The organism is Amedibacterium intestinale (assembly GCF_010537335.1).
In the GTDB taxonomy this organism is placed as follows: Bacteria; Bacillota_I; Bacilli_A; order Erysipelotrichales; family Erysipelotrichaceae; genus Amedibacterium; species Amedibacterium intestinale.
The window spans coordinates 619,550-640,361 of the sequence record NZ_AP019711.1 but is presented as its reverse complement, the minus strand read 5'-3'; the positions used below and the strand labels follow the sequence as shown (position 1 = coordinate 640,361).

Here is a 20,812-nt window from a genome sequence, read left to right as displayed (position 1 = left end):
TGATGCTTTGTAACAATTGAGAAACATTTACAAGAATACACTATAATATAACACTTTTTTAAAAGAAATGTCAACGATATACCGTTTTGTTTTTTACCTTTTTCATAATAAACACATGATAAAAAAAGCAAAGCGATTTACTTTGCTTTAACTTCCATCTCACATATTGTTTTTAGAAAACGAATGCTTTTCATACCAATTCCTGCATACTCCTCAAAATAGGTATAAACATGTAAAAAATCATCATAATCAAACGGAATTTCTTTAATGATTTCATAATGTTCCCATTTGGCTTTACACAAGATACGAAACTTTTTCAATCTTTCCTTATCTTGAACAGAATCTATGCCTTGCCGATAACATGAGGAACATACAAAACCTCCATCTCGATACGATAATGCATAAATATTATGTAAACCGCCACAGCGTACACACCCATCCACAAATGGTTCTATTCCATGCATGCGATTCATAATGGATTGAAATAAACAAAGAACAGAAAAAGGATTCTTTGTATCCTGCAGGCATGATAAAGCTTCCAGCAAAATTGAAAACACATCCTCATCAAAATTGCTTTTTTCAATCATTTCACAAAAATAAGATGCTATACTTTGTTTCAGTAAATCTTCCCGTATCTTGCGATAACTTTTTAGAATTACTGCACTTTGCAAAGTATGTAAACTTCGCTGTTCTTTTAAATCAACCATCAGCTTTGCATATGTAAAAGGCAGACAGGCACTTGCATTTTTACTATTAATTTTTCGAATTCCCCTTGCCACCAGATGCAGGATTCCATATTTTAAAGACAAAACACTTAGCAGTGCATCTTTTTCTTTATAGTCTTTAGAATCTAGTATGATTGCATCAATTTGTTCTATCATTGTTTGTCATCCAATTCAAGATATCCTAACTGCTGCAGTTTGTTCGCACGATTTCGCCAGTTTTTTTCTACTCGCACATAAAGTTCCAATTCCACTTTCTTATGGAATTTTTCTTTTAGTTCTTTTTGAGCAGACAAACGAATGCTTCGTATCATAGAAGCCTGCTTCCCAATTAGAATAGATTTTTGACTTGGTCTTTCCACTACGATCATAGCCTGTAAATCCATACGGGTATCCGTTTCTTCTTTTCTTTCAATTACAACAGCTACAGAATGTGGTACTTCCTCATTTGTTTTCAAAAGTACTTTTTCACGAATGATTTCTGCTATCTGAAACTGTTCTCCATGATCCGATACCATTTCATCAGGAAAATATTTAACACCTTCCTCAAGATATTCCTTCACAACTTCCAGCAAATGTTCTACATTATCTCTTTCCAATGCCGAAATAGGGAAAATTTCTGCAAAATCATAGCGTTCTTTCCATTCTTCTAATGTTTTTAACACTTCTTCTTTTTTCAATAAATCAATCTTATTTAACAATAAGAAACATGGAATGTGCGACTGTTTGATTTTTTCAAGCAAGAATTCATCTCCACCGCCAAAACTTTGTGTTGCATCAACGACCCAGAAATTGATATCAGCTTCTGCAATCGCAGTATACGCATTTCGATTTAAAGAACGTCCTAGTTCATGTTTTGGTTTATGAATACCTGGTGTATCTGTGAAGATAAATTGTGCATCCTCTCTTGTAAGAATACCTGCAATATTATTTCTAGTCGTTTGTGCCTTTGGTGTTGTAATTGCTATTTTTTGTTTTAAAATCGCATTCAACAATGTACTTTTCCCTGCATTAGGTCTTCCGATAATAGCGATAAACCCGCTTTTATATGTCATTTTAAATCCTCCTCATTAAACTGCATTGGCAACAATTCTTTTATTGTAGTAACAAGACTTTCTTTTCCATTGCTTAATACAATTGGTGTATCCTGCATCAATAGTTCACTCAATACCTGACGGCATGCTCCACATGGAGCACCAATGCGAGCACCATCAGAAACAATAGCGATAGCTTTTATATCTTCTTTTCTGCATCCATTGGAATAAGCAGAAAAAATAGCATTTCTTTCTGCACAGCAAGTTAATCCATACGATGCATTTTCAATATTTGCACCAATATAACTTTGATTATCATGGGTAAGCACACATGCTCCTACATGATAGTTTGAATAAGGCGCATAAGCATGTTCCATCGCTTGAAAGGCCATATCTAAAACTTTGGTATATCCCTCTATGTTCTCTTTCACAATAACTTTCCTCCTAAAATAATACAAGCTATCACCCCAGCTGCAATAGATACAACAAGCACAGCTGCAGCCATATAGTCTTTTATAATTTTTGCCTGTGGATGATAATTTGGAGATATAAAATCCACCACATGTTCCACAGCACTATTCACAAATTCTAAAGTAATCACCAGGGCAATAAGTATGATCACCACGATCCATTCTGTTACTGTTAAATCAAAAAAAGCAAATACAGCTAATGCTATAATTCCCAATATACATTGCAAAGCTATACTGGCATCATGTGTTATTCCATGAAACAGACCGCTAAAAGCATAATAAAACTTACGCACGTACTTTTTTAGGAACGATTTCATCTAATATCACATCCTGTAAAGCAAACATTTCTTTTTCTTCATCTTCTTCCATATGGTCATATCCTAAAAGATGCAATAATCCATGAGTAAACAAAAAGCAAACTTCTCTTCTTAAAGAATGTCCATATTCTTTTGCCTGATTGCGAATTGCTTCAACATTAATAAAGATATCTCCAAGCTCATTGTCATCTTCCATCATCTCATAATCATCTTCGCTGTCCATCAATGCAAAACTGATTACATCCGTTGGCCGATCGATCCCACGATATGTTTTATTAATCTCATGTATTTCTTCAGGATTCACAAAAATAACACTGGCACTATATTCTTTTTCTAATTTCAGTATTTCTTCTGTTCTTTTGGCAATTATAGAAAAATCTTTTCTAAATCGTGACCATTGCTTCTCTTCACTCTGATTAATTACACTAATTTCCATATACTACCTCACTTTTTTACTTATTATAGCATTATTTTTCTTCTTTATGAAGTTTTGCAGGAAACACTTTTAAACTTGTAATAAATTATGAAGCTTAATCAATATAAAAAGAAATACCTTTTAAAATCAGTTTGTTAAGTTTTTGTATACATATTGTTAAGTTTTTGTTAAAATAACCCTGCTAGAAACGGGAGGAATGAATTATGATTCATATAGCAGCAAATACTGCTTCCCTATCGTCAATCAGCTGGGATTTTATTATCGGAGGACTTGCTTTATTTCTCTTTGGTATCCAGTTTATGGGCGATGGATTAAAAAGTATAGCAGGAGAAAAATTAAAAGATTATATTGACAGATATACAAATAAACCATGGAAAGGAATCCTGGTAGGAGCCGTTATAACTGTATTCATACAGTCCAGCAGTGCAACAAGCGCAATTGCAATAGGTTTTGTACGTGCAGGATTGATGAGCCTTGAACAATCCGTTGGGATTATTATCGGTGCCAACATTGGAACAACCGTAACCGCATTTCTTATAGGCTTAAAAGTAGAAGAACTGGCTTTATATTTTGTGTTCCTTGGAGTACTGATTACGTTATTTGCAAAAAGAAAAAAACACACATATTTAGGACAAATTGTTTTAGGCTTTGGAATTCTTTTCTTTGGACTTCGACTCATGGGTGATGAATTGAGTAAGTTAGGACAAATGGAATTTTTTACAAACCTTACGATGACAATGCAGGACCAGCCTGTTCTTGGATTTCTATGCGGTATTATTTTAACCGCAATCGTACAGTCAAGCAGTGCTGTTGTCGGTATCATACAAAAAATTTATGACTCTGGTGCTATGACACTAACAGCTGCTTTGCCATTTGTATTTGGAAGTAATATCGGTACTACGATTACAGCAGTATTTGCTTCTATTGGGGGAAGTACTTCTGCAAAACGTGCTGCTGGAGTCAATGTTCTTTTTAATACAATTGGCTCTATTGCATTCATGTTTTTGCTTACCCCTTATGTTGGACTCATCACATACTTAAGTGAAACATTTTCTATTTCACCAATGATGCAAATTGCCATTGCTCACATTCTTCGCACGCTTATTATTTCCATTATCGCTTATCCATTTATTGGCACCATGGTTAAAGTTATTAAAAAAATTATACCAGGCGAAGAAGAAAAAATTGAACTGGATTTAGATGCATTGGATCCAAGCTTGGCATCTTCACTTCCAGCTGGTGCGCTTGGTGTCAGCAAACAGGTCACTATTAAAATGGGAGAACTGGCTGCTGATTGTATTCGTTCCAGTCAGGAATATTTTAATAAAAAATCTGGCAAATATAGAAATAGTACAAAACAATATGAAGATGCGATCAATTCACTTGATAGCAAGATTACTTCTTATCTAATGGAGATTTCACATAACAACTTAAGTGAACATGATACTGATGTATTCATTTCAAATTTACAGGTAATTAAGAATATCGAGCGTGTAGGTGACTTGACAATGAATTTAACAGAGTTTTATGAACTTGTCATTGAAGACAAAGGAACCTTCACAGACAGCGCAATCCACGACATAAATGAAATGTATAAAACTGTCCTGGAAATGAATGAACTCGCCTTGCTTTATTATGAAGAACCTCAGGAAAAATATCTAAAGCTTATCAATGATAAAGAAAATTATCTTGATTTAATAGAAGAAAAAGCAAGACAGCGCCACTTTAAACGCATGACAGAAGAAGTTTGTGTTTCAGGAGTTGCAGCAAGTATATTCGTAGATATTCTAGCTACATTAGAACGAATTGGAGATCATATTCATAACATAACAAAACAAACGGATATGAATTATACAAATACGATTTCAAACGAATAAGAAAGCAGACACGTTCTGCTTTTTTATAAAATATATCATATTCGTACTTGAATTTTTATAATAAAGTACTATAATGAATCTTGTCAGAACTGTCGCGTTCGGCAAGGGGTTAAGCCACAGCCCTCTCAAGGCTGTATCACGGGTTCAAATCCCGTACGCGATACCATATTACTAACAAGCCTTATTCTTATGGCTTTTTTTATATCTTTTCAAATTTTGGTGTATTTTTATGTAACCTTTCCCTTTTACAAAACTATATAAGGGTTTATAATCAAAAACAAGGAGGATACTATCATGCAGCCAAGAGAATTATTAGATGCATTACAAATTGCAGAACGATTAAAAGAAACAACACGCCATTGTTATGGTGCTAATGGCAGACAGGAAAGTGTTGCCGAACATAGCTGGTTAATGAGTTTAATGGCTTTTCTAATTAAAGATGAATTTCCAGAAGCAGATATGCATAAAGTTATCGAAATGTGTATTATTCATGATTTAGGAGAAGCTTTTACTGGAGATATTCCTACATTTTGTAAAACCGAGAAAGATGATATAAAAGAAGAAACTTTGCTGCTTCAATGGGTACACAGCTTGCCAAAAAATCAGGCAGAAGAAATGCTTTCCTTATATCACGAAATGAAGCAGCAGCAAACCATTGAATCCAAAATTTATAAAGCTATTGACAGTTTGGAAGCTTTGATTCAACACAATATTTCTGATTTATCTACATGGTCATCAAATGAATATGAATTAAATAAAACCTATGCAGATGATCGTGTTGGATTTTCTGCACATCTTACACAGTTACGACAGGAAATAAGAAAAGATACTTTAGAAAAACTGCAACAAGAGAAACGATAACAGCTACAAAAGAAAAATATATAAAAACATTCAGAGACAGCAGATCCTGAATGTTTTTATATATTTAATTATTAAATCTTAGACGGAAACAAGAGCCTTGTCCATACGTACTTTCTACACTGATTTCTCCCCCATGAGCATCCATAATAGATTTTACGATAGATAAGCCAAGTCCTGAACCTCCGTTTTTCCTAGAACGCGCATCATCCACACGATAAAAACGATCAAAAATTTTATCTATTTCCTCTTTCTTTAATCCGCATCCTTCATCAATAACCTCAATAAAATAATATGCATCTTCTGTATAACTTCTAACTGTTATCGTACCAGTGTCACTGTATTTTATTGCATTACTTAATAAATTCAATAAAACCTGTAATATTTTTTTTGGATCGCAAAATAACAATTCATCTGTCTTTAAATCCGTAGTTAATACAATGTTTTTATCTTGTGCTTTTTTCTTTAAAGAAGAAAATGCTTTTTCTACTAATTTCTTCACATCTGTCTTTTCTCTTTCAAGAATAAGTGTAGAAAGTGATAGACGAGAAAGCTGTAATAAATCCTTAACCAGAATATCTAATCTTTCAATTTCAACTTCCATCTGTTTAAGGAATTCTTTTTGTGTTTCTTCATCATGAAAATCTTCCCTATTTAAAATCTCTATCATTCCCTTTAAGACAGCAATAGGTGTTTTAAGTTCATGAGATGCATCCGCAATAAAACGTTTCTGCATTTTTTCTCCTTCAAGTGTCTTAGATATGTCTTGAAACAGAACTAAACATCCGCTATAGTGCCCTTTTGCCGTAACAGGGACACTAATTGCCTGGTATTCAATATTCTTCACAGAAATGATTTTATCCATGTTTTTTTCAAGAATAAATGCATCTTTAATAAATTCACTTACAGAATGAACAAAATCATTATGTAAATAGGTTATTTTTTCATATGGTTTATCAGAAACACAAATTTCTTTAATTGTATTATGCATAACAACATTGCCAAACTGATCAATTAAAAGCATGGGATATGGAATGCTGGATACAACTGTCAGCAGCTGTTTGTTTTTTAAATGTGCATCTGTCGCAGTTGTACGTATTTCTTCCTGCAGCTCCTTATTTTCCCTTTTACTTAATGTATATTTAAACTGTGCAAAACATTCACTTAATACAAAAGATGAAGTACATACGATAAATAATAAAACATAAACATTTACAGAGAAAAAATACTGAATGACACTAGATAGCACAAACAGGATAACAAACCATAACCATCTAGGCTGCTTCATGAAGTTCCTCCAGCAAATATCCTACACCTCTGCTTGATTTTATTGTAACACTTGCTTTTTGAAGCTTATTTCTAAGCTTAAATACATGTACATCTACGATACGGGTATCTCCATCATAGTCAAATCCCCAAATATCATTTAAAATATTGTCTCTAGATAAAACAACCCCTTTATTTCTTACAAAATATTCCAGCAAATCAAATTCTTTTTTTGTTAATGTGATTCCTTCATTATCAATAAATGCCTCTCTTCTTTTCATATCCATAGAAAGTTTACCAGCCAAAAGTCTTTCTTCTTTCTTCTTTTGACGTTTTAAATGCGCATTTACTCTTGCCAGCAATTCTCTTGGAGAGAATGGTTTTGTAATATAATCATCTACACCATTTTCAAAAGCATATAAAACATCTGCTTCATCATCTCTGGCAGTAAGCATGATTAAAATACTGTCAACATTATTCGCACGTAATGCCTTAACAATATCAATACCACTGACATGAGGAAGCATCCAGTCAATAATATATACATCAAATTCTTCTCTTTTCGCCAGTTCAATTGCTTCTTTTCCATCCGCACATTCTACAATTTCATAATTTGCATTTCTTAAATCATAAGCTGTAATCTTACGAATATTTACTTCATCCTCTATTAATAAGATTCTTGCCATGTTCCTTCCTCCCTTTCATAACGTTCTATAATCTTTTGAACCAATGGGTGACGCACAACGTCCAAACTTGTTAATTCCACAAAAGAAATCCCTTCTATCCCATCTAAAATTGCTTTCGCATTGACAAGTCCACTATCTTTTTTACGTATCAAATCAATCTGCGAAACATCTCCTGTTATGACAATTCTAGAGTGATACCCCATACGTGTCAAAAACATCTTCATTTGTGCACGTGTTGTATTTTGAGCTTCATCCAGAATAATAAAAGCATTATCCAATGTTCTTCCTCGCATATATGCCAATGGAGCAATTTCAATAATTTCTTTTTCTAAAAGTTTTTCTACCTGTTCTTTTCCTAACACATCATATAAAGCATCATACAGTGGTCGTAAATATGGATCTACCTTTTCTTTTAAATCTCCAGGCAAAAAGCCAAGGTTTTCTCCAGCCTCAACCGCTGGTCTTGTTAAAACGATCTTACGAATTTCTCCTTTTTTTAACAATGTAGCCGCATACACAACAGCCAGGTAGGTTTTCCCGGTTCCAGCTACACCACTGGCAAAAACAATTTCCGATTTGCACATGCAGCAAAACAAATTTCTTTGTCCAATTGTTTTAGGATAAATCAGTTTTCCATTCACTGTTTTTCCTATTGGTTTTTGATATGTTAAAGATAAATCAGATAATCGATCCAGCTTTTCCAAACGAGTGATATATTGTATGTCTCTAGGCTGAATTTCATGTAAATGTTCCAACATTTCAAAAATAGCCTGCACAACATGCTGTACATGTATAAAATCTGTTTCTTGTTCACACAAGACTTTACAAACATTATTCCTTACAACAATCTCACAGGAAAAAGCTTCGCATATCATTGATAAATTCTTATCTTGTGAACCGCAAAAAGCTGCAATCCATTCCATTGGATATTCTTCTAAGGGTATTTGGTACTGTTTTTTCATAACTTCTCCTTTATGGTGATGTAATATCTTGAAGCATTGTATAATGAATCACCATCTTTATTTTACCCAGTTCTTTTGTGAATTGCAAAACATTTTCTGCTATGATTTCATCTTCTTTATGAAAATCTTTTGTAACTTCTCTTCTAGCTTCCATAAGCATTTCAAAATAAGAGAAAGCTTTTATATCCTGCGGCTTTGCATAAACTACTACATCTTTCCATGTATAAGCATACACTCTGCCCTCAACATCTAATTCCTGCAAACTCCCTTTACTGTCACTTAAAGAGTTTGCTACAAGCAAGTCTCCTTTATGAACGATCTGGTTTACCTTTGCGATTTTTTCTCCATGTTTAATATCAAATCTTGCAATCATACCATCTTTTAACGCATACAGCTGTTTTCTTGAAGTTTGCTTTATTTGCGCGTGTTCTTTTGGTGTATAAGCAATGTGCAGACTGCTCCCTTGTTTTTCAACTTCCAGCCATGCTACTTTATCAGACAATCTCATTTTCAACTCTTTTTTTATCTCGCTTTCATCTGCGGAAAAAGGAATGTTATAGCCTAAGGAATGCATCGTATCCTGAATTGCTTTTTTACACATTGAATCTTCCCCATGAATTTCCACCGAGAAAACAAACTGTGATAAAAACATCCACAATCCTATAGAAAGTAAAATAGAAATAACAAATGCAGGCTTTTTTAAAGAACGAAAAAAATATCCTAACATCCCTGTTGTATTAAGTAAAACTGCATCAGGAAATGTGTGATGTATATGCATGCGTTCAAATACAGGTGAATAAAAACTTATATGTGAATTCTTGAATGTACAGTCAAATACATCGATAGACTGTTTTTTACATAAATTCAAAAAAGAGCTTGCCTGCATTTGAATCTGCCAGCGATCAAGACCAATTTCTTTCTTATTCATGGAATGTTATCGACTGAAACAAACCTTTTAAAGCTACTTCTTCTTTTTCTAAAGCAGAAACCTGCAAATCTTCCCCTTGAATTTTCACTGTTTTTCCATGTACTTCAAGCACCACCATAGTATTTGTTACAAGACAGATTTTATCATATTGTGCAATCGTCATTTGATTTTTACGTATCGAAAGCATGCCCTCACTCCTTCAATTCAATATATGAAAGAAACAGCAGAATTATGTTTTTATATTGAACCAATCTCAAAAGCCATAAATATAATACTTTTTCAAATTCAACGCTCATAGGCACTTTATGACTTACGCCCAAAATCTCCAATTTATCTATATAATCAATCCATAAAATCACGATATATGCACACTTATGTGAATCCAAACAGATTTTCTTCCTTATCTTCACTAAATCCTCCATCACTCTGAGGACATCTTCTATATAAAGTTTTAATATCATAGATCATACTTAATTATTTTTCTTCTGTATTGATACCACCTAAATACATCTTACTATAATATTTCTCCTTTTCTATATCTCACAATTTTTTTAATTTTTCAGAAACCATTAATTAAATGTGTATTCCTTTCTGTTTCATTATTTAAAAATAGTATTTGAATTTTTGGATTTAAAAAATTGATCTGTGAAATTCCTTGCAAATACTAACCTCAAAAAAATAGACAGCTGATATAAAACCAACTGCCATGAAAAGTGTATGTTGTTTCTTATTTTCATGTTCTTTTATATTAGACAATAGATAAGATATAAAAGCTTTCCCCCTCAAGAAGAGATACTCTCTACCCTAAAACAGGAACTATTTATCTGCTTAAATAACTATTCAAGCATCATCTTATAACACTTTATCTTCCAATAAAAGTTTTTAGTTTATTAATGCCATTTTTCAATATCAAAATATCTTTATTTCCTATTGAAATCGTCTTCTACACGTATTACATCATCTAAATACGGAGTACTTACCTCTATAAATATACTATCTTCTAAGGCTGTTAAACGATGTTTATAATAAGGAAGTGCATGAACGATATCTCCTGGAACATAAATATGTGTTTCTAATTCTTTTTTATCATTATCTTCTTCAATAGAAATTTTCCCAGATAATACATAGCAATGTTCTTCTTTGTATTCATGATACTGTAAAGACGTTCGACATCCTTTTTTTAGAAAGATTTCTTTTAAAGCATAATTTTTCGTAACAGCTATCCATTTCTCATAGCCCCATGGTTTTTCTACAAACTTTTCTACTTCGGACTTCATAATATCACTCCATATTTGCATGACGTCCAAACATCGTATCACTCGTCATGTTTTTTCTTTCCATCAGCATCATAATAGCAATATCCATAAAGATTCCCTCACTTTGTTCAAACAAAGAACCCATAGGCTGAATAGAAACTACATCTCCCTGTTTTTCACTTTTTGGAGATGGTGCACTGATTTCTACTACTACATCCGCCAGTGATGCAATTGTTGATTTTGGATTAATTGTAATTATCGCAACTTTTGCGTTCATTTCTTTCGCTTTTTTTGTATGATTTACCAAACTTTTTGTCTCACCAGATCCGCTGCAGATAACCAATAGCCCTCCCTCTTTAATATTTGGAGTACATGTTTCACCAACAACATAACTGGAAATACCCATATGCATTAATCGCATAGCAAATCCTTTTACCTGGAATCCACTTCTTCCAGCCCCTGCACAGAACACCTCATCTGCCTCTTCAACAAGATTAACAAATGTTTTTGCGCTTTCCTGATCCACAGCTGTCAATGTGTGACGCAATTCATCTAAAACTTTATTTGCATATTCTTTATATAGCATATCGCTCTCTCCTTATTGTAAATGTTTTTTCATTTCTTTTGCAGTTTCGCTTTTATTTTCTGCATTGCAAATGGCTCCTCCAACTACAATGATTTCTGCCCCTTCCTCTACTATCTCATCAATAGTAGATAATTTTACACCACCAGCAACCGCTGATTTCGCATTGCAGATAACTTTGTTTATCATTTTTAATTCATCTAGCGGATCTTTTCCACTTTTCTGTACATCAAATGCAGTATGAACGCAAATATAATCCACTCCCATTGCATCAATCTCTTTTGCACGTTCTACAAGATTTTTAACCGCAATCATATCAATCATAATTTTACCACCATGTTGCTTTGCGGCTTTAATCGCTCCTAAAATCGTTTCATCATTGCTGACGCCTAAAACTGTAACGATATCAGCACCCGCTTTAAATGCACTGGAAGCTTCTAATTCACCTGCATCCATAATTTTTGTATCAGCAAGAATTTCAATTTCAGGAAATCTCTTTTTCAATTCTCTTACAGGCCGCATTCCTTCTTCAATGATAAAAGGAGTTCCTACTTCTGCAATATCAACATTTCCCTTTGTTTGTTCTAACAATATGATACATTCTTCCAATGATAATGTATCTAAAGCAATCTGTAATTTCATTTTTTCATCCTCCCTTTGTTGTCATTAGCATAATCCTTCTTTATATTTAACGTCAATATAAATTTGGTATTTCCTTAAAATAGAAAATAATTTTCTTTGTTTTATAAGAAATAATGCATGAATTTCCAAACAAAACAAATATATTCCCAATTTTTAATTGACGTTTTATAAAACTATTTTACAATAAAAAAGAAAGGACGATGATTATGTCGAAAAATACAGAAACAAGGAGAAATGAAATATATTCTTTACTAGTGTCCAGCGGAAAAGTTAAAGTAAAAGAGCTTGCTCAATATTTCCACGTAACAATGGAGACGATACGTAAAGATCTAAACATAATGGAAGATAGAGGATTATTAATTAAAAACCATGGTGGTGCAGAAGTACTTAACGAATTTTATCAATTGCCCTTAGACATAAAGATAACAGAGCATTCTTTAGAAAAACAAAAGATTGCCAAAGCTGCACTTCCTTTTATAAAAGATAATTCTATTATTTTCCTTGACCCCGGAAGCACAACATTATATTTGGCAAAATATTTGCGACTAAAAAAGGGATTAACCATTGTGACAAACTCTCTTGCAATAGCCCAAATCGTATCAGAAACAAATCATGAATTGTTATTTGCTGGTGGAAAACTGCAAAAGCAAGGAAAATCTTTTGTAGGCCCATTTACGACAGCTATTATTGATTCTATTGTTATTGATACAGCTTTTATGAGCTGTGATGGATTTATGGATGGTCCTACCACTTTCTCACATGAGGAAATGGAAGTAAAAAAGCATGTAATAAATAGAAGTACACAAAAAATATTATTAAGTGATTCCAGCAAATTTTCTAAACATTCAACCTATACTTTCGCAAAATGTAGTGACTATGACTATCTTATTTGTGATGACATTAAAAATCAGGACAAGAAAAGGATAGAAGGGATTAAATCTATAATTATCGCAGAGACATAAAACCTATAAACTTCTAGATAGAAAAAGAGAAGCGTTGATTTTCTAAAATATGAAGTTTTAAGAAACTCTTTTATAAAACAATCGCTTCACGCATAAAAGATACCTATCTAGATGGCCCAAAGATATAAGAAGAATTAGAAATCTAACAAAATCACTTATATAAGAACAACAGCAATATTTTCTGCCATCCTAACTATTTATATATTCTTTATTTATAGTTTTTATAGTGCCTTCGGCACTTTTTATTTTATCACTCCGAAATCTTTTCCTGTAAAACAAAAAAAGAGGCATAGCCTCTTTCCCTTATTTACCACGACGTGCTTTACGTGCAGCTTCTGACTTCAATTTACGACGAACGCCAGGTTTAACGTAAAACTCTCTTTTGCGAGCTTCAGCAAGGGTTCCATTTCTTGACACCTGACGTTTGAATCTACGTAGTGCGTCATCAAGAACTTCGTTTTCTTTTAATACTACTTTCGGCATGACTGACCCTCCCTTCTGATGCAAGCAAGTTAATTATACTGAAAACTTCATGAAAATGCAATAAAAATATTGCATTTTATCATATATTTGACCTTTTTTCTTACGATAGTAACATTTTAGATTTTATTCTTCTATTCCTAAAGTATATTTACGGATGCAATGTCTTGCGACATTATGATCTCCCATCCACTCTTCCCTGCCAAATTCACGATACATAAACACTTCGTCACCTTTTCCAAGTATCAAAACCGTATCGTTTACATTTGCACTTTCAATCGCCTGACGAATTGCCGCATAGCGATCTTCAATGAAAATACTGTTTGTATTTTTTATACCGCTTCGTATTTCATTTGCAATATCTTTTGCGCTTTCATCTCGCGGATCATCTTCTGTCAAAATAATGCTGTCACAATAGCGATCAGCAATTTCGCCAAATACTTTTCGCTTTTTCGTATCACGTTTTCCAGCAGAGCCAAAAACAGCAATAATACTGCAGTTATCAGGTGTTATCCCTTTTGCATATTCAAATACTTTTTCCATTCCATCTGGCGTATGTGCAAAATCTACAAAAACATTAAATGGCTGTCCTTCATCAATTCTTTCCAGCCTTCCTTCAATCTGCTTTAATGTTTCAAGATATGGAAGCATATCTTCCACCTTTATTCCACTTTCACACATTGCCGCAACAGCTGCTAAAAGGTTATAAATGTTATACAGCGCTACAAGGTTGGTAGTTACTTCAAAAGTACCTTCCTTGCATCTTAAAACAAAGCTGGAACCATCTGTTCCCATACGGATGTTATCCGCATGATAATCTGCATCATTTTGAATTCCATAGGTTACAACTTTTGCTTTCGTTGCATCTTTAAGTCTATCAAAATATTCATCATCTGCATTTAAAACAGCAATTCCTTCTGGTTTCAAATTTGTAAATAATTTTTTCTTTGCTTCAAAATAATTTTCAAATGTTCCATGAAAATCCAAATGATCATATGTAAGATTTGTAAAGATTGCAATATCAAAATCGACACTTTGCACTCTTCCAAGTTCCAATCCATGAGAACTTACTTCCAAAGCCACTGCTTCCATCCCATTCTCTACCATATCATGCATTGCATGGTGCAGTATAATAGGGTCTGGTGTAGTTAAATTTGGTGGTAATGTAACATTTCCATAACGAATAGAAATCGTACCGATATATCCGCATGGATGAAAATGAGAATATACATCCTGTATGATATTTGTTACAGAACTTTTTCCATTTGTACCAGTAACTCCAAACACCTTCATTTTTTTGCTGGGATTACCATAAAAACGACTTGCGACTGAATTCAGTGTACGATTTACATTTTCTACTTTAATGTATGCTACACCTTTTCGCATGTTTGATAATTCTTTGGAATGCACAATACATTTGACACCTTTATCTAGAACATCATCAATAAAATCATGTCCATCATGCACGATTCCTTCCATACAGAAATACATATCATTTTCTTTTGCTAGTCTTGAATCCAGACACAGACCTTCTATTTCCATATCTGGTGCATTTTCAAACAACTGGGATAATTTCATCAAATCTCCTCCTTGCCAACCGCAATAAGACGATCCAATTCTTCATCATAAGATACAACACAAACCTCTTGAATCGTATGTAAAAAAGCTTTATCTGCTTTGCAGTAAATTTCCAAATACTCACTTGTATGTCCAAATAAATATCCATCTTTTTCCTTTTCAAACAAAACGGAAACATGTTTCCCAATGAATTTTTGTTTATAAGCAGTATATAACTCTTTTGAGATTTTCGCAAGTCTTGATGCGCGTTCTTTCTTCATCTTATTTTCAATATGTCCGCTCATTTCAGCAGCTTTTGTATGATCTCTTTTTGAATATGGGAAGATATGCATAAAACTTAACTGCATATCTTTAAGATTATTACATGTATCTGCAAACTGTTCTTCGCTTTCCTGCGGAAAACCAACAATAACATCTGTAGAGATGCTGATATCTCCAACCGTTTCCCTTATCTTCTGTACACGCTCTTTAAACCATTCAACATTATATGGGCGATTCATATTTCTCAATACTTCATTATTGGCAGATTGAATAGGAATATGCAGATGTCTAGCAATTTTTTCTTCACTCTTCATCAATTCCAAAAGCTCATCACTAATCTCATTCATTTCGATACTTGAGATACGAATGCGTTTTAATCCTGTTACTTCCTCACACATACGTTTTAACAAATGCGTTAAATTTGTATTCAATCCATTTCCATATCTACCCGTATGAATACCACTTAATACGATTTCTAAATGTCCATTATTTACCAGCTCTTGTGCACTTTGCAGCACTTCATCCTCTGCAAGTGATCTTTCCTGTCCTCTAGCATATGGAATAATACAGTAACTGCAAAACTGGTTACATCCATCCTGAATTTTTAAAAATGCACGTGTCTGATGTTCGAATCGATGAACCGGAATTGCTTCAAAAGCACGCGGAGCACGAGCTTCCTGAATAACTTTGCGAGGACGATGATCTTTTAAAGCATCCTCTATCATATCTGCAAGCTGGCTTTTTCCTTCACTGCCGACTAAGATATCAACATGTTCCATTGTATTTAACGCATCAAATGCCGTCTGTACGTAGCATCCAACAACAACAATCAATGCATCTGGATTCAATGCAATTGCCGCATGAATTTTTTGACGAGACTTACTGCTTGCAGTGTTTGTAACTGCACATGTATTAATAATATAAATATCCGCCTTTTCTTTAAAAGAAACCTCTGTATATCCTCTTTCTATTAATGCACTTTCATAACCTTGAGATTCATAAGTATTCACTTTGCACCCAAGAGTTGCTAACGCAAAGGTTGTCATATTCCTACTCCTTTTCTTTCTTTAATTTTTTCTGTTTCTTTCGCTGGTATTTTTCCAGCCTTCTTTTTATTTTTTTACCCACCAATTCTTCTTTTAGAAGAATATTGATGACAGTATCTTCTTCATCATAAAAAATAGAAACTGCAAGTTTTCGCAAAGCTTCTTCACTACATTCTTTTTTGGGATCAAAAGATAAAACCTTTGCCCATGTATTATTTTTGTTTACATAAAAACGATGCATCAAAGGGTGATACAAAACAAAATCACCATCTTTTTGAAACAAAACTTCAGCAGAAGAAAAATCGTTTTTATAACATTGGGCACCATAAGGATGAAGCTTGATTTCCTGATGGCATGTACGAATATAGCGATGATATTGTTTTAAATCAAGCAATACGATTTCATCCGTATATAAATTGTTAAATCGTTCATCAAAACATGGCAAAAAAATACGCTGCCCTTTACTCATAAAATATGGAAGTTTTGCCATTAGCTTTTCTATCTCCATATTCATTTGTTTTTTTCTTTCCTGATATGTTAAATCATACCAGTAATCATACATAGATACATATGTATCAAAAAACACATCTTCAAACTGCTGTTTTGTTTTTAAAGAATGAAAAATAATTTCTTTTTCAAAACAATCTACATCACTTTTTCCCTCAACCAGTATATCATATGGTTTCAAAAAACGATCCATTTTCTTCACAGCTTTACGATAAGTCTTTGTTTTATAAAATGGTTTATCATATGCTCTATTCAGAATCATCTCCATGTTTTGCATGAAGTTCACCTGCCATTTCATCATAGTAGAATCCTATACGATCTATCATTGACATTGCAGCTGTTTCTGCACGAAGGATTCTAGAACCCAAAGAAACACGCTGATAGCCTGCATGTTCTAATTCTTCTACTTCTTCTAAAGAAAAACCACCTTCACAGCCAATAACTACAACTGCACTTTTCGCATTGGGATGCTGCTTTACAATATCACTAAGTTTACAGGAAACACGATCTGCATTTTCATAAGCAATTAATTTTAAATCCGCTTCTTCATTTTTCAAAGCAGAAAAAGAACATGTATCTTCTAATTCTACAAGGGTAGAACGTTTACACTGTTCACAAGCTTCCAGTAAAATTTTATTCCATCTTTCTTTTTTCTTATCCTGCCGATCCTCTTTTGCTTTTACTACACAGCGAGAACTTACAAACGGCAAAATTCGACTAACACCTAGTTCCGCACATTTCTGTAATAAAAAATCCCATTTTTCTTTTTTAATGAGTCCCTGTGCCAAGGTGATAGAAATGTTAGGCAATGTAATATCTACTATTTCTTCATCTACAACAGCAAACACCTTTTTATTTTTAAACATCACATGTGCCAGATATACATGACCAAAGCCATCCGCTATTCGAATTTTCTCCTCCGGTTTCATACGCATAACATTTGCGATATGATGTGACTGTTCTTTATCCATCTCTAAGACATCATTTATTTGTATAGATTTCATTAAAAAATACTGCTGCATATAAAAATCACCTCATACATCATACTACAAAAATATAATCCTTACAATTGAAAAAGCATTTCCTACGAAAGAGCTGGTATGATTATACGCTTCCTCCCTATTCTATACAAGTCATTTCCTCATGAATTTTAATAAATCTTTTCTAAACTTGATTACAAAAAAGGCATCAGCAAAAGATGCCCATAATCATTTATTTCTTACTTCACTAAATGTTTTTCTTTTCTAATATTCATAATGATATACAATCCAATAAGCAATATGATAAAGCCAATTAAGACTGCATACATCATTTCCATAGAAACTTTATGATCAAAAAAATACAAATTACAGTCTATCGCATCTTGTAAAGACTGTATAACTTTATCTGGTACTGCCTGCGCCTTCATTTCTTCAAAAACCCCATGCATTGCATGATTTCGCACCAAGGAAGTTCCATAGGTACCTGGCAAAAAAGAAATAACATACTGTACTCCTTTTGAAAGCTGAGAGATAGGCATGTAAGCTCCACATAAAAATCCATATCCTGCACTGATAATTGCACTGACTGCAGAAATTTGCCCCTGTGATTTCAAGCAGAAACTGACAACACTGGATATCGCTGTTCCAAACATTGTAAGCAGCACAACATCCAAAAATAACCCAAAAATATCTGCAACACTCATATACCAGCCTGTTACTGCCATAAAGATAAGCCCAGCTATTACAGCACAGAAAGAAACCAAAAGAGTCGTAATAAAATTTGCAAGATAATATCCAAACGCAAGAACAGATGGTTTCACCGGCGTTATCATTAAATCATGAATGCTTCCATTTACTTTGTCCTGTACCATGATCATATTGGCACAAAATGCTACCGACACACAGGATACGGCAAGAATCGAAGAAACAAGCTGTCCTCCTACAAATCCGTTCACAAGTGATTCAGAAAACTCCATCCCTTTTGGAGCAGCAGACAAAAAACTATCACGATATACATTTCCTAAAAATGTCGTATACAGTACCAGCAAAACGATTGGTGTAATCAAGGATGTAAAAAACATACCTTTATCTTTGAAAAACAATTTGATATTACGTTTTATCAGAATTCTTAACATCTTCATACTCATCACCGCCCATCAGCTGTTTTCCTGTAACCGCAAGAAAAACATCATCCATATTTCCTTTCGAAATTTCATAATCATGAAAAACATGTGGATACTGCATAATTAATTTTGTAGCTTCCTGCGTATTTTCTATTTCTATTTTATACGCATCACGAAGCTTTATATAAGGATGTGCAAGCATTTGAACTTCTTCTTCACTCGTATCATAAAGTGTAATGCAATCTTTCGTATAGGTGCTTTTTAACTGCAGTGGTGTTCCTTCCGCAAGAATTTTACCTTTATCCAAAATCACAACATAATCCGCCTCTGCAGCCTCTTCCATATAATGTGTCGTAAGAAAGACACTCATATTTTCTTTTTTCTGCAAATCACGAATAACCTTCCATAACAGTTTTCTTGTTTGTGGATCAAGCCCTGTTGTTGGCTCATCTAAAATCAAAAGCTTTGGTTTATGCAGCAAAGCACGGGCAATATCAATTCTTCTGCGCTGTCCTCCAGATAATTTCCCTAATGTTCGTTTCAACAAATCTTCAAAATCTAAAAGTTTCGCAAGTTCCTTTAATCGCATTTGAAATTCTTTTCCATAAATACCATATAATGCTGCACGACTTTCCAAATTATCATAAACACTTAATGCACTGTCCAGCACACTATTTTGAAACACGATTCCAATGGATTGTTTCATCTTGTTCATATCCTGTTCTAAATCATAGCCATCGACGATAATACTTCCACTGTCCTTACGAAGCTGTCCACAAATCATATGAATGGTTGTTGACTTTCCTGCCCCATTTATCCCAAGAAACGCAAACAGCTCTCCTTCCTTCACATGAAAGCTAATATCATCAACTGCATGAATATCTCCAAAAGATTTTTTTAAATGCTGGATTTCAATACAATGTTTCATAAGTACTCCCTTTTTCTATATAGCTGCACCTTTATTTATAACTTCATCATATCATTCCTTTGCTATTCGTCAAGTTTTTTTTTGATATTCAAAAAGGTTTGCATGACACAAACCTTTCTATCCTATTTATGTTATTTATTTTTTAGTACCCCTTTTTGTGAAAGACTTCTTAACTGCTGTACTTCAAATGGTTTTAATTTTCGATATTCTCCCTGTTTTAAGTCACTGCATTTTAAGAAAGCCAGCTCTTTGCGATGTAAACGGCGCACTTCATACCCTAAAGATTCCATCATACGTTTAATTTGACGATTTCTTCCTTCATAAATTGTCAAATCTAAACTGCACTGATTTTTTTCTTTATCAATTTCTGTCATTTTATATTTTGCAGGAAGTGTTTTGATACCATCATCAAGAACAATTCCTTCCTTGATTTTCTTTTTATCTTCTCCTGTCAAAATACCGTTGATCGTTAAATTATATACTTTTGGAATATGGTAGCGGGGATGAATGATTTCATTCGCAAATTCTCCATCATTTGTTAACAGAAGCAAACCACTTGTATCATAATCCAAACGTCCTACTGTGAAAATTCTTTCTTTGCAATCAATCAGATCTACAACTGTCTGTCTGCCAAATTCATCGTTGCTGGTACACATTGTTTTCTTCGGCTTGTTCATCAGAAAATATACTTTGTTTTCTTTTTCAATTGGATTACCATCTACTTCAATATAGTCTCCACGTTTTACCTTATATCCCATTTCACTTACGATTTCACCATTTACACGAACCCTGCCTGCCGCAATCATCTCTTCTGCTTTACGACGAGAAGCAATTCCTGCCTGTGCAATTACTTTCTGTAACCTTTCCATATGATCACCATCCTGTTATCTCGTACGTTATTTTACATGA

Annotated in this window: 24 protein-coding genes and 1 tRNA gene; 4 read left to right on the top strand and 21 right to left on the bottom strand. The window is 33.6% G+C overall.

The genetic code is table 11. The features are described from left to right. Nucleotides 1-137: 137 nt before the first annotated feature. From recO to ybeY, 5 genes are read right to left on the bottom strand one after another with little or no spacing between them, the layout of a single operon-like run. Complete coding sequence (gene recO / locus A9CBEGH2_RS03250; RefSeq protein WP_115714804.1) at nt 138-881, bottom strand: DNA repair protein RecO; 744 nt, start codon at nt 879-881, stop codon at nt 138-140. Continuing rightward, on the bottom strand, nt 878-1,777 hold the full coding sequence (gene era / locus A9CBEGH2_RS03245) for a GTPase Era (protein WP_115714803.1): 900 nt from the start codon (nt 1,775-1,777) through the stop codon (nt 878-880). The genes recO and era overlap by 4 nt, the downstream gene beginning before the upstream one ends. Next, entirely contained in the window at nt 1,774-2,148 is a 375-nt protein-coding gene (gene cdd / locus A9CBEGH2_RS03240) for a cytidine deaminase (protein WP_232057324.1), read from the bottom strand. The genes era and cdd overlap by 4 nt, the downstream gene beginning before the upstream one ends. 35 nt (nt 2,149-2,183) lie before the next feature. Beyond that, complete coding sequence (locus A9CBEGH2_RS03235) at nt 2,184-2,543, bottom strand: diacylglycerol kinase (protein ID WP_115714802.1); 360 nt, start codon at nt 2,541-2,543, stop codon at nt 2,184-2,186. Next, nucleotides 2,512-2,979 (bottom strand): rRNA maturation RNase YbeY, encoded by a 468-nt coding sequence (ybeY, locus tag A9CBEGH2_RS03230; RefSeq protein WP_118276611.1) that lies wholly within the window; start codon nt 2,977-2,979, stop codon nt 2,512-2,514. Before ybeY ends, A9CBEGH2_RS03235 begins: the two co-directional genes overlap by 32 nt. A 203-nt stretch (nt 2,980-3,182) precedes the next feature. On the opposite strand from ybeY, the gene A9CBEGH2_RS03225 reads away from it, so the two are divergent. From A9CBEGH2_RS03225 to A9CBEGH2_RS03215, 3 genes are all read left to right on the top strand, one after another. Beyond that, nucleotides 3,183-4,856, top strand: a complete 1,674-nt coding sequence (locus A9CBEGH2_RS03225) for a Na/Pi cotransporter family protein (RefSeq protein ID WP_115714800.1) — start codon at nt 3,183-3,185, stop codon at nt 4,854-4,856. Between the two features lie 91 nt (nt 4,857-4,947). Further along, nucleotides 4,948-5,022, top strand: a tRNA-Glu gene (locus A9CBEGH2_RS03220). 128 nt (nt 5,023-5,150) lie between these two features. Further along, nucleotides 5,151-5,717, top strand: coding sequence for an HD domain-containing protein (locus A9CBEGH2_RS03215; RefSeq protein ID WP_163104250.1), 567 nt, complete (start codon nt 5,151-5,153; stop codon nt 5,715-5,717). A 64-nt stretch (nt 5,718-5,781) separates the two neighbouring features. Here the strand turns inward: A9CBEGH2_RS03215 and A9CBEGH2_RS03210 are convergent, their stop codons facing one another. The 8 genes from A9CBEGH2_RS03210 to hxlA all read right to left on the bottom strand — a co-directional run bounded on the left by A9CBEGH2_RS03210 (nt 5,782) and on the right by hxlA (nt 12,037). After that, nucleotides 5,782-7,002: a sensor histidine kinase gene (locus A9CBEGH2_RS03210; protein WP_115714798.1), complete on the bottom strand. Its 1,221-nt coding sequence runs from the start codon at nt 7,000-7,002 to the stop codon at nt 5,782-5,784. Then, nucleotides 6,989-7,666, bottom strand: a complete 678-nt coding sequence (locus tag A9CBEGH2_RS03205; RefSeq protein WP_115714797.1) for a response regulator transcription factor — start codon at nt 7,664-7,666, stop codon at nt 6,989-6,991. Before A9CBEGH2_RS03205 ends, A9CBEGH2_RS03210 begins: the two co-directional genes overlap by 14 nt. Next, nucleotides 7,648-8,628 (bottom strand): PhoH family protein, encoded by a 981-nt coding sequence (locus tag A9CBEGH2_RS03200; RefSeq protein WP_115714796.1) that lies wholly within the window; start codon nt 8,626-8,628, stop codon nt 7,648-7,650. Before A9CBEGH2_RS03200 ends, A9CBEGH2_RS03205 begins: the two co-directional genes overlap by 19 nt. A gap of 10 nt (nt 8,629-8,638) precedes the next feature. Then, the gene (locus A9CBEGH2_RS03195; RefSeq protein WP_115714795.1) at nt 8,639-9,556 is read right to left on the bottom strand and encodes a sporulation protein YqfD; all 918 of its coding nucleotides are present in this window, start codon (nt 9,554-9,556) and stop codon (nt 8,639-8,641) included. Beyond that, nucleotides 9,549-9,743 carry a YabP/YqfC family sporulation protein gene (locus tag A9CBEGH2_RS03190; RefSeq protein WP_115714794.1) on the bottom strand — a complete coding sequence of 65 codons (195 nt, stop codon included), beginning with the start codon at nt 9,741-9,743 and terminating at the stop codon, nt 9,549-9,551. The genes A9CBEGH2_RS03195 and A9CBEGH2_RS03190 overlap by 8 nt, the downstream gene beginning before the upstream one ends. A 733-nt stretch (nt 9,744-10,476) precedes the next feature. After that, a complete protein-coding gene (locus A9CBEGH2_RS03185) occupies nt 10,477-10,833 on the bottom strand; it encodes a cupin domain-containing protein (RefSeq protein WP_115714792.1) in 357 nt (118 codons plus the stop codon). A 4-nt stretch (nt 10,834-10,837) separates the two neighbouring features. Then, on the bottom strand, nt 10,838-11,398 hold the full coding sequence (hxlB, locus tag A9CBEGH2_RS03180) for a 6-phospho-3-hexuloisomerase (RefSeq protein ID WP_163104248.1): 561 nt from the start codon (nt 11,396-11,398) through the stop codon (nt 10,838-10,840). 12 nt (nt 11,399-11,410) lie between these two features. Next, entirely contained in the window at nt 11,411-12,037 is a 627-nt protein-coding gene (gene hxlA / locus A9CBEGH2_RS03175) for a 3-hexulose-6-phosphate synthase (RefSeq protein WP_118277186.1), read from the bottom strand. Nucleotides 12,038-12,237: 200 nt separating this feature from the next. Here hxlA and A9CBEGH2_RS03170 point away from each other — a divergent pair, with 200 nt between their 5' ends. Continuing rightward, complete coding sequence (locus tag A9CBEGH2_RS03170; RefSeq protein ID WP_456298103.1) at nt 12,238-12,999, top strand: DeoR/GlpR family DNA-binding transcription regulator; 762 nt, start codon at nt 12,238-12,240, stop codon at nt 12,997-12,999. 303 nt (nt 13,000-13,302) lie between these two features. On the opposite strand, the gene rpsU is transcribed toward A9CBEGH2_RS03170, so the two are convergent. From rpsU to A9CBEGH2_RS03130, 8 genes are all read right to left on the bottom strand, one after another. Next, nucleotides 13,303-13,482 carry a 30S ribosomal protein S21 gene (gene rpsU, locus A9CBEGH2_RS03165; protein WP_002609166.1) on the bottom strand — a complete coding sequence of 60 codons (180 nt, stop codon included), beginning with the start codon at nt 13,480-13,482 and terminating at the stop codon, nt 13,303-13,305. A 123-nt stretch (nt 13,483-13,605) separates the two neighbouring features. Next, nucleotides 13,606-15,057, bottom strand: a complete 1,452-nt coding sequence (locus tag A9CBEGH2_RS03160) for a UDP-N-acetylmuramoyl-L-alanyl-D-glutamate--2,6-diaminopimelate ligase (protein ID WP_118277184.1) — start codon at nt 15,055-15,057, stop codon at nt 13,606-13,608. After that, nucleotides 15,057-16,364: a tRNA (N(6)-L-threonylcarbamoyladenosine(37)-C(2))-methylthiotransferase MtaB gene (gene mtaB, locus A9CBEGH2_RS03155; protein WP_118277183.1), complete on the bottom strand. Its 1,308-nt coding sequence runs from the start codon at nt 16,362-16,364 to the stop codon at nt 15,057-15,059. The genes A9CBEGH2_RS03160 and mtaB overlap by 1 nt, the downstream gene beginning before the upstream one ends. 4 nt (nt 16,365-16,368) lie before the next feature. After that, nucleotides 16,369-17,148, bottom strand: coding sequence for a hypothetical protein (locus tag A9CBEGH2_RS03150; protein ID WP_115714767.1), 780 nt, complete (start codon nt 17,146-17,148; stop codon nt 16,369-16,371). Then, nucleotides 17,120-17,893 (bottom strand): 16S rRNA (uracil(1498)-N(3))-methyltransferase, encoded by a 774-nt coding sequence (locus A9CBEGH2_RS03145; RefSeq protein ID WP_118277182.1) that lies wholly within the window; start codon nt 17,891-17,893, stop codon nt 17,120-17,122. The genes A9CBEGH2_RS03150 and A9CBEGH2_RS03145 overlap by 29 nt, the downstream gene beginning before the upstream one ends. Nucleotides 17,894-18,090: 197 nt before the next feature. Then, a complete protein-coding gene (locus A9CBEGH2_RS03140) occupies nt 18,091-18,993 on the bottom strand; it encodes an ABC transporter permease (protein WP_115714765.1) in 903 nt (300 codons plus the stop codon). After that, entirely contained in the window at nt 18,962-19,903 is a 942-nt protein-coding gene (locus A9CBEGH2_RS03135) for an ABC transporter ATP-binding protein (protein WP_118277181.1), read from the bottom strand. The genes A9CBEGH2_RS03140 and A9CBEGH2_RS03135 overlap by 32 nt, the downstream gene beginning before the upstream one ends. Nucleotides 19,904-20,034: 131 nt before the next feature. Further along, nucleotides 20,035-20,772, bottom strand: a complete 738-nt coding sequence (locus A9CBEGH2_RS03130; protein WP_115714763.1) for a pseudouridine synthase — start codon at nt 20,770-20,772, stop codon at nt 20,035-20,037. Nucleotides 20,773-20,812 lie beyond the last annotated feature (40 nt).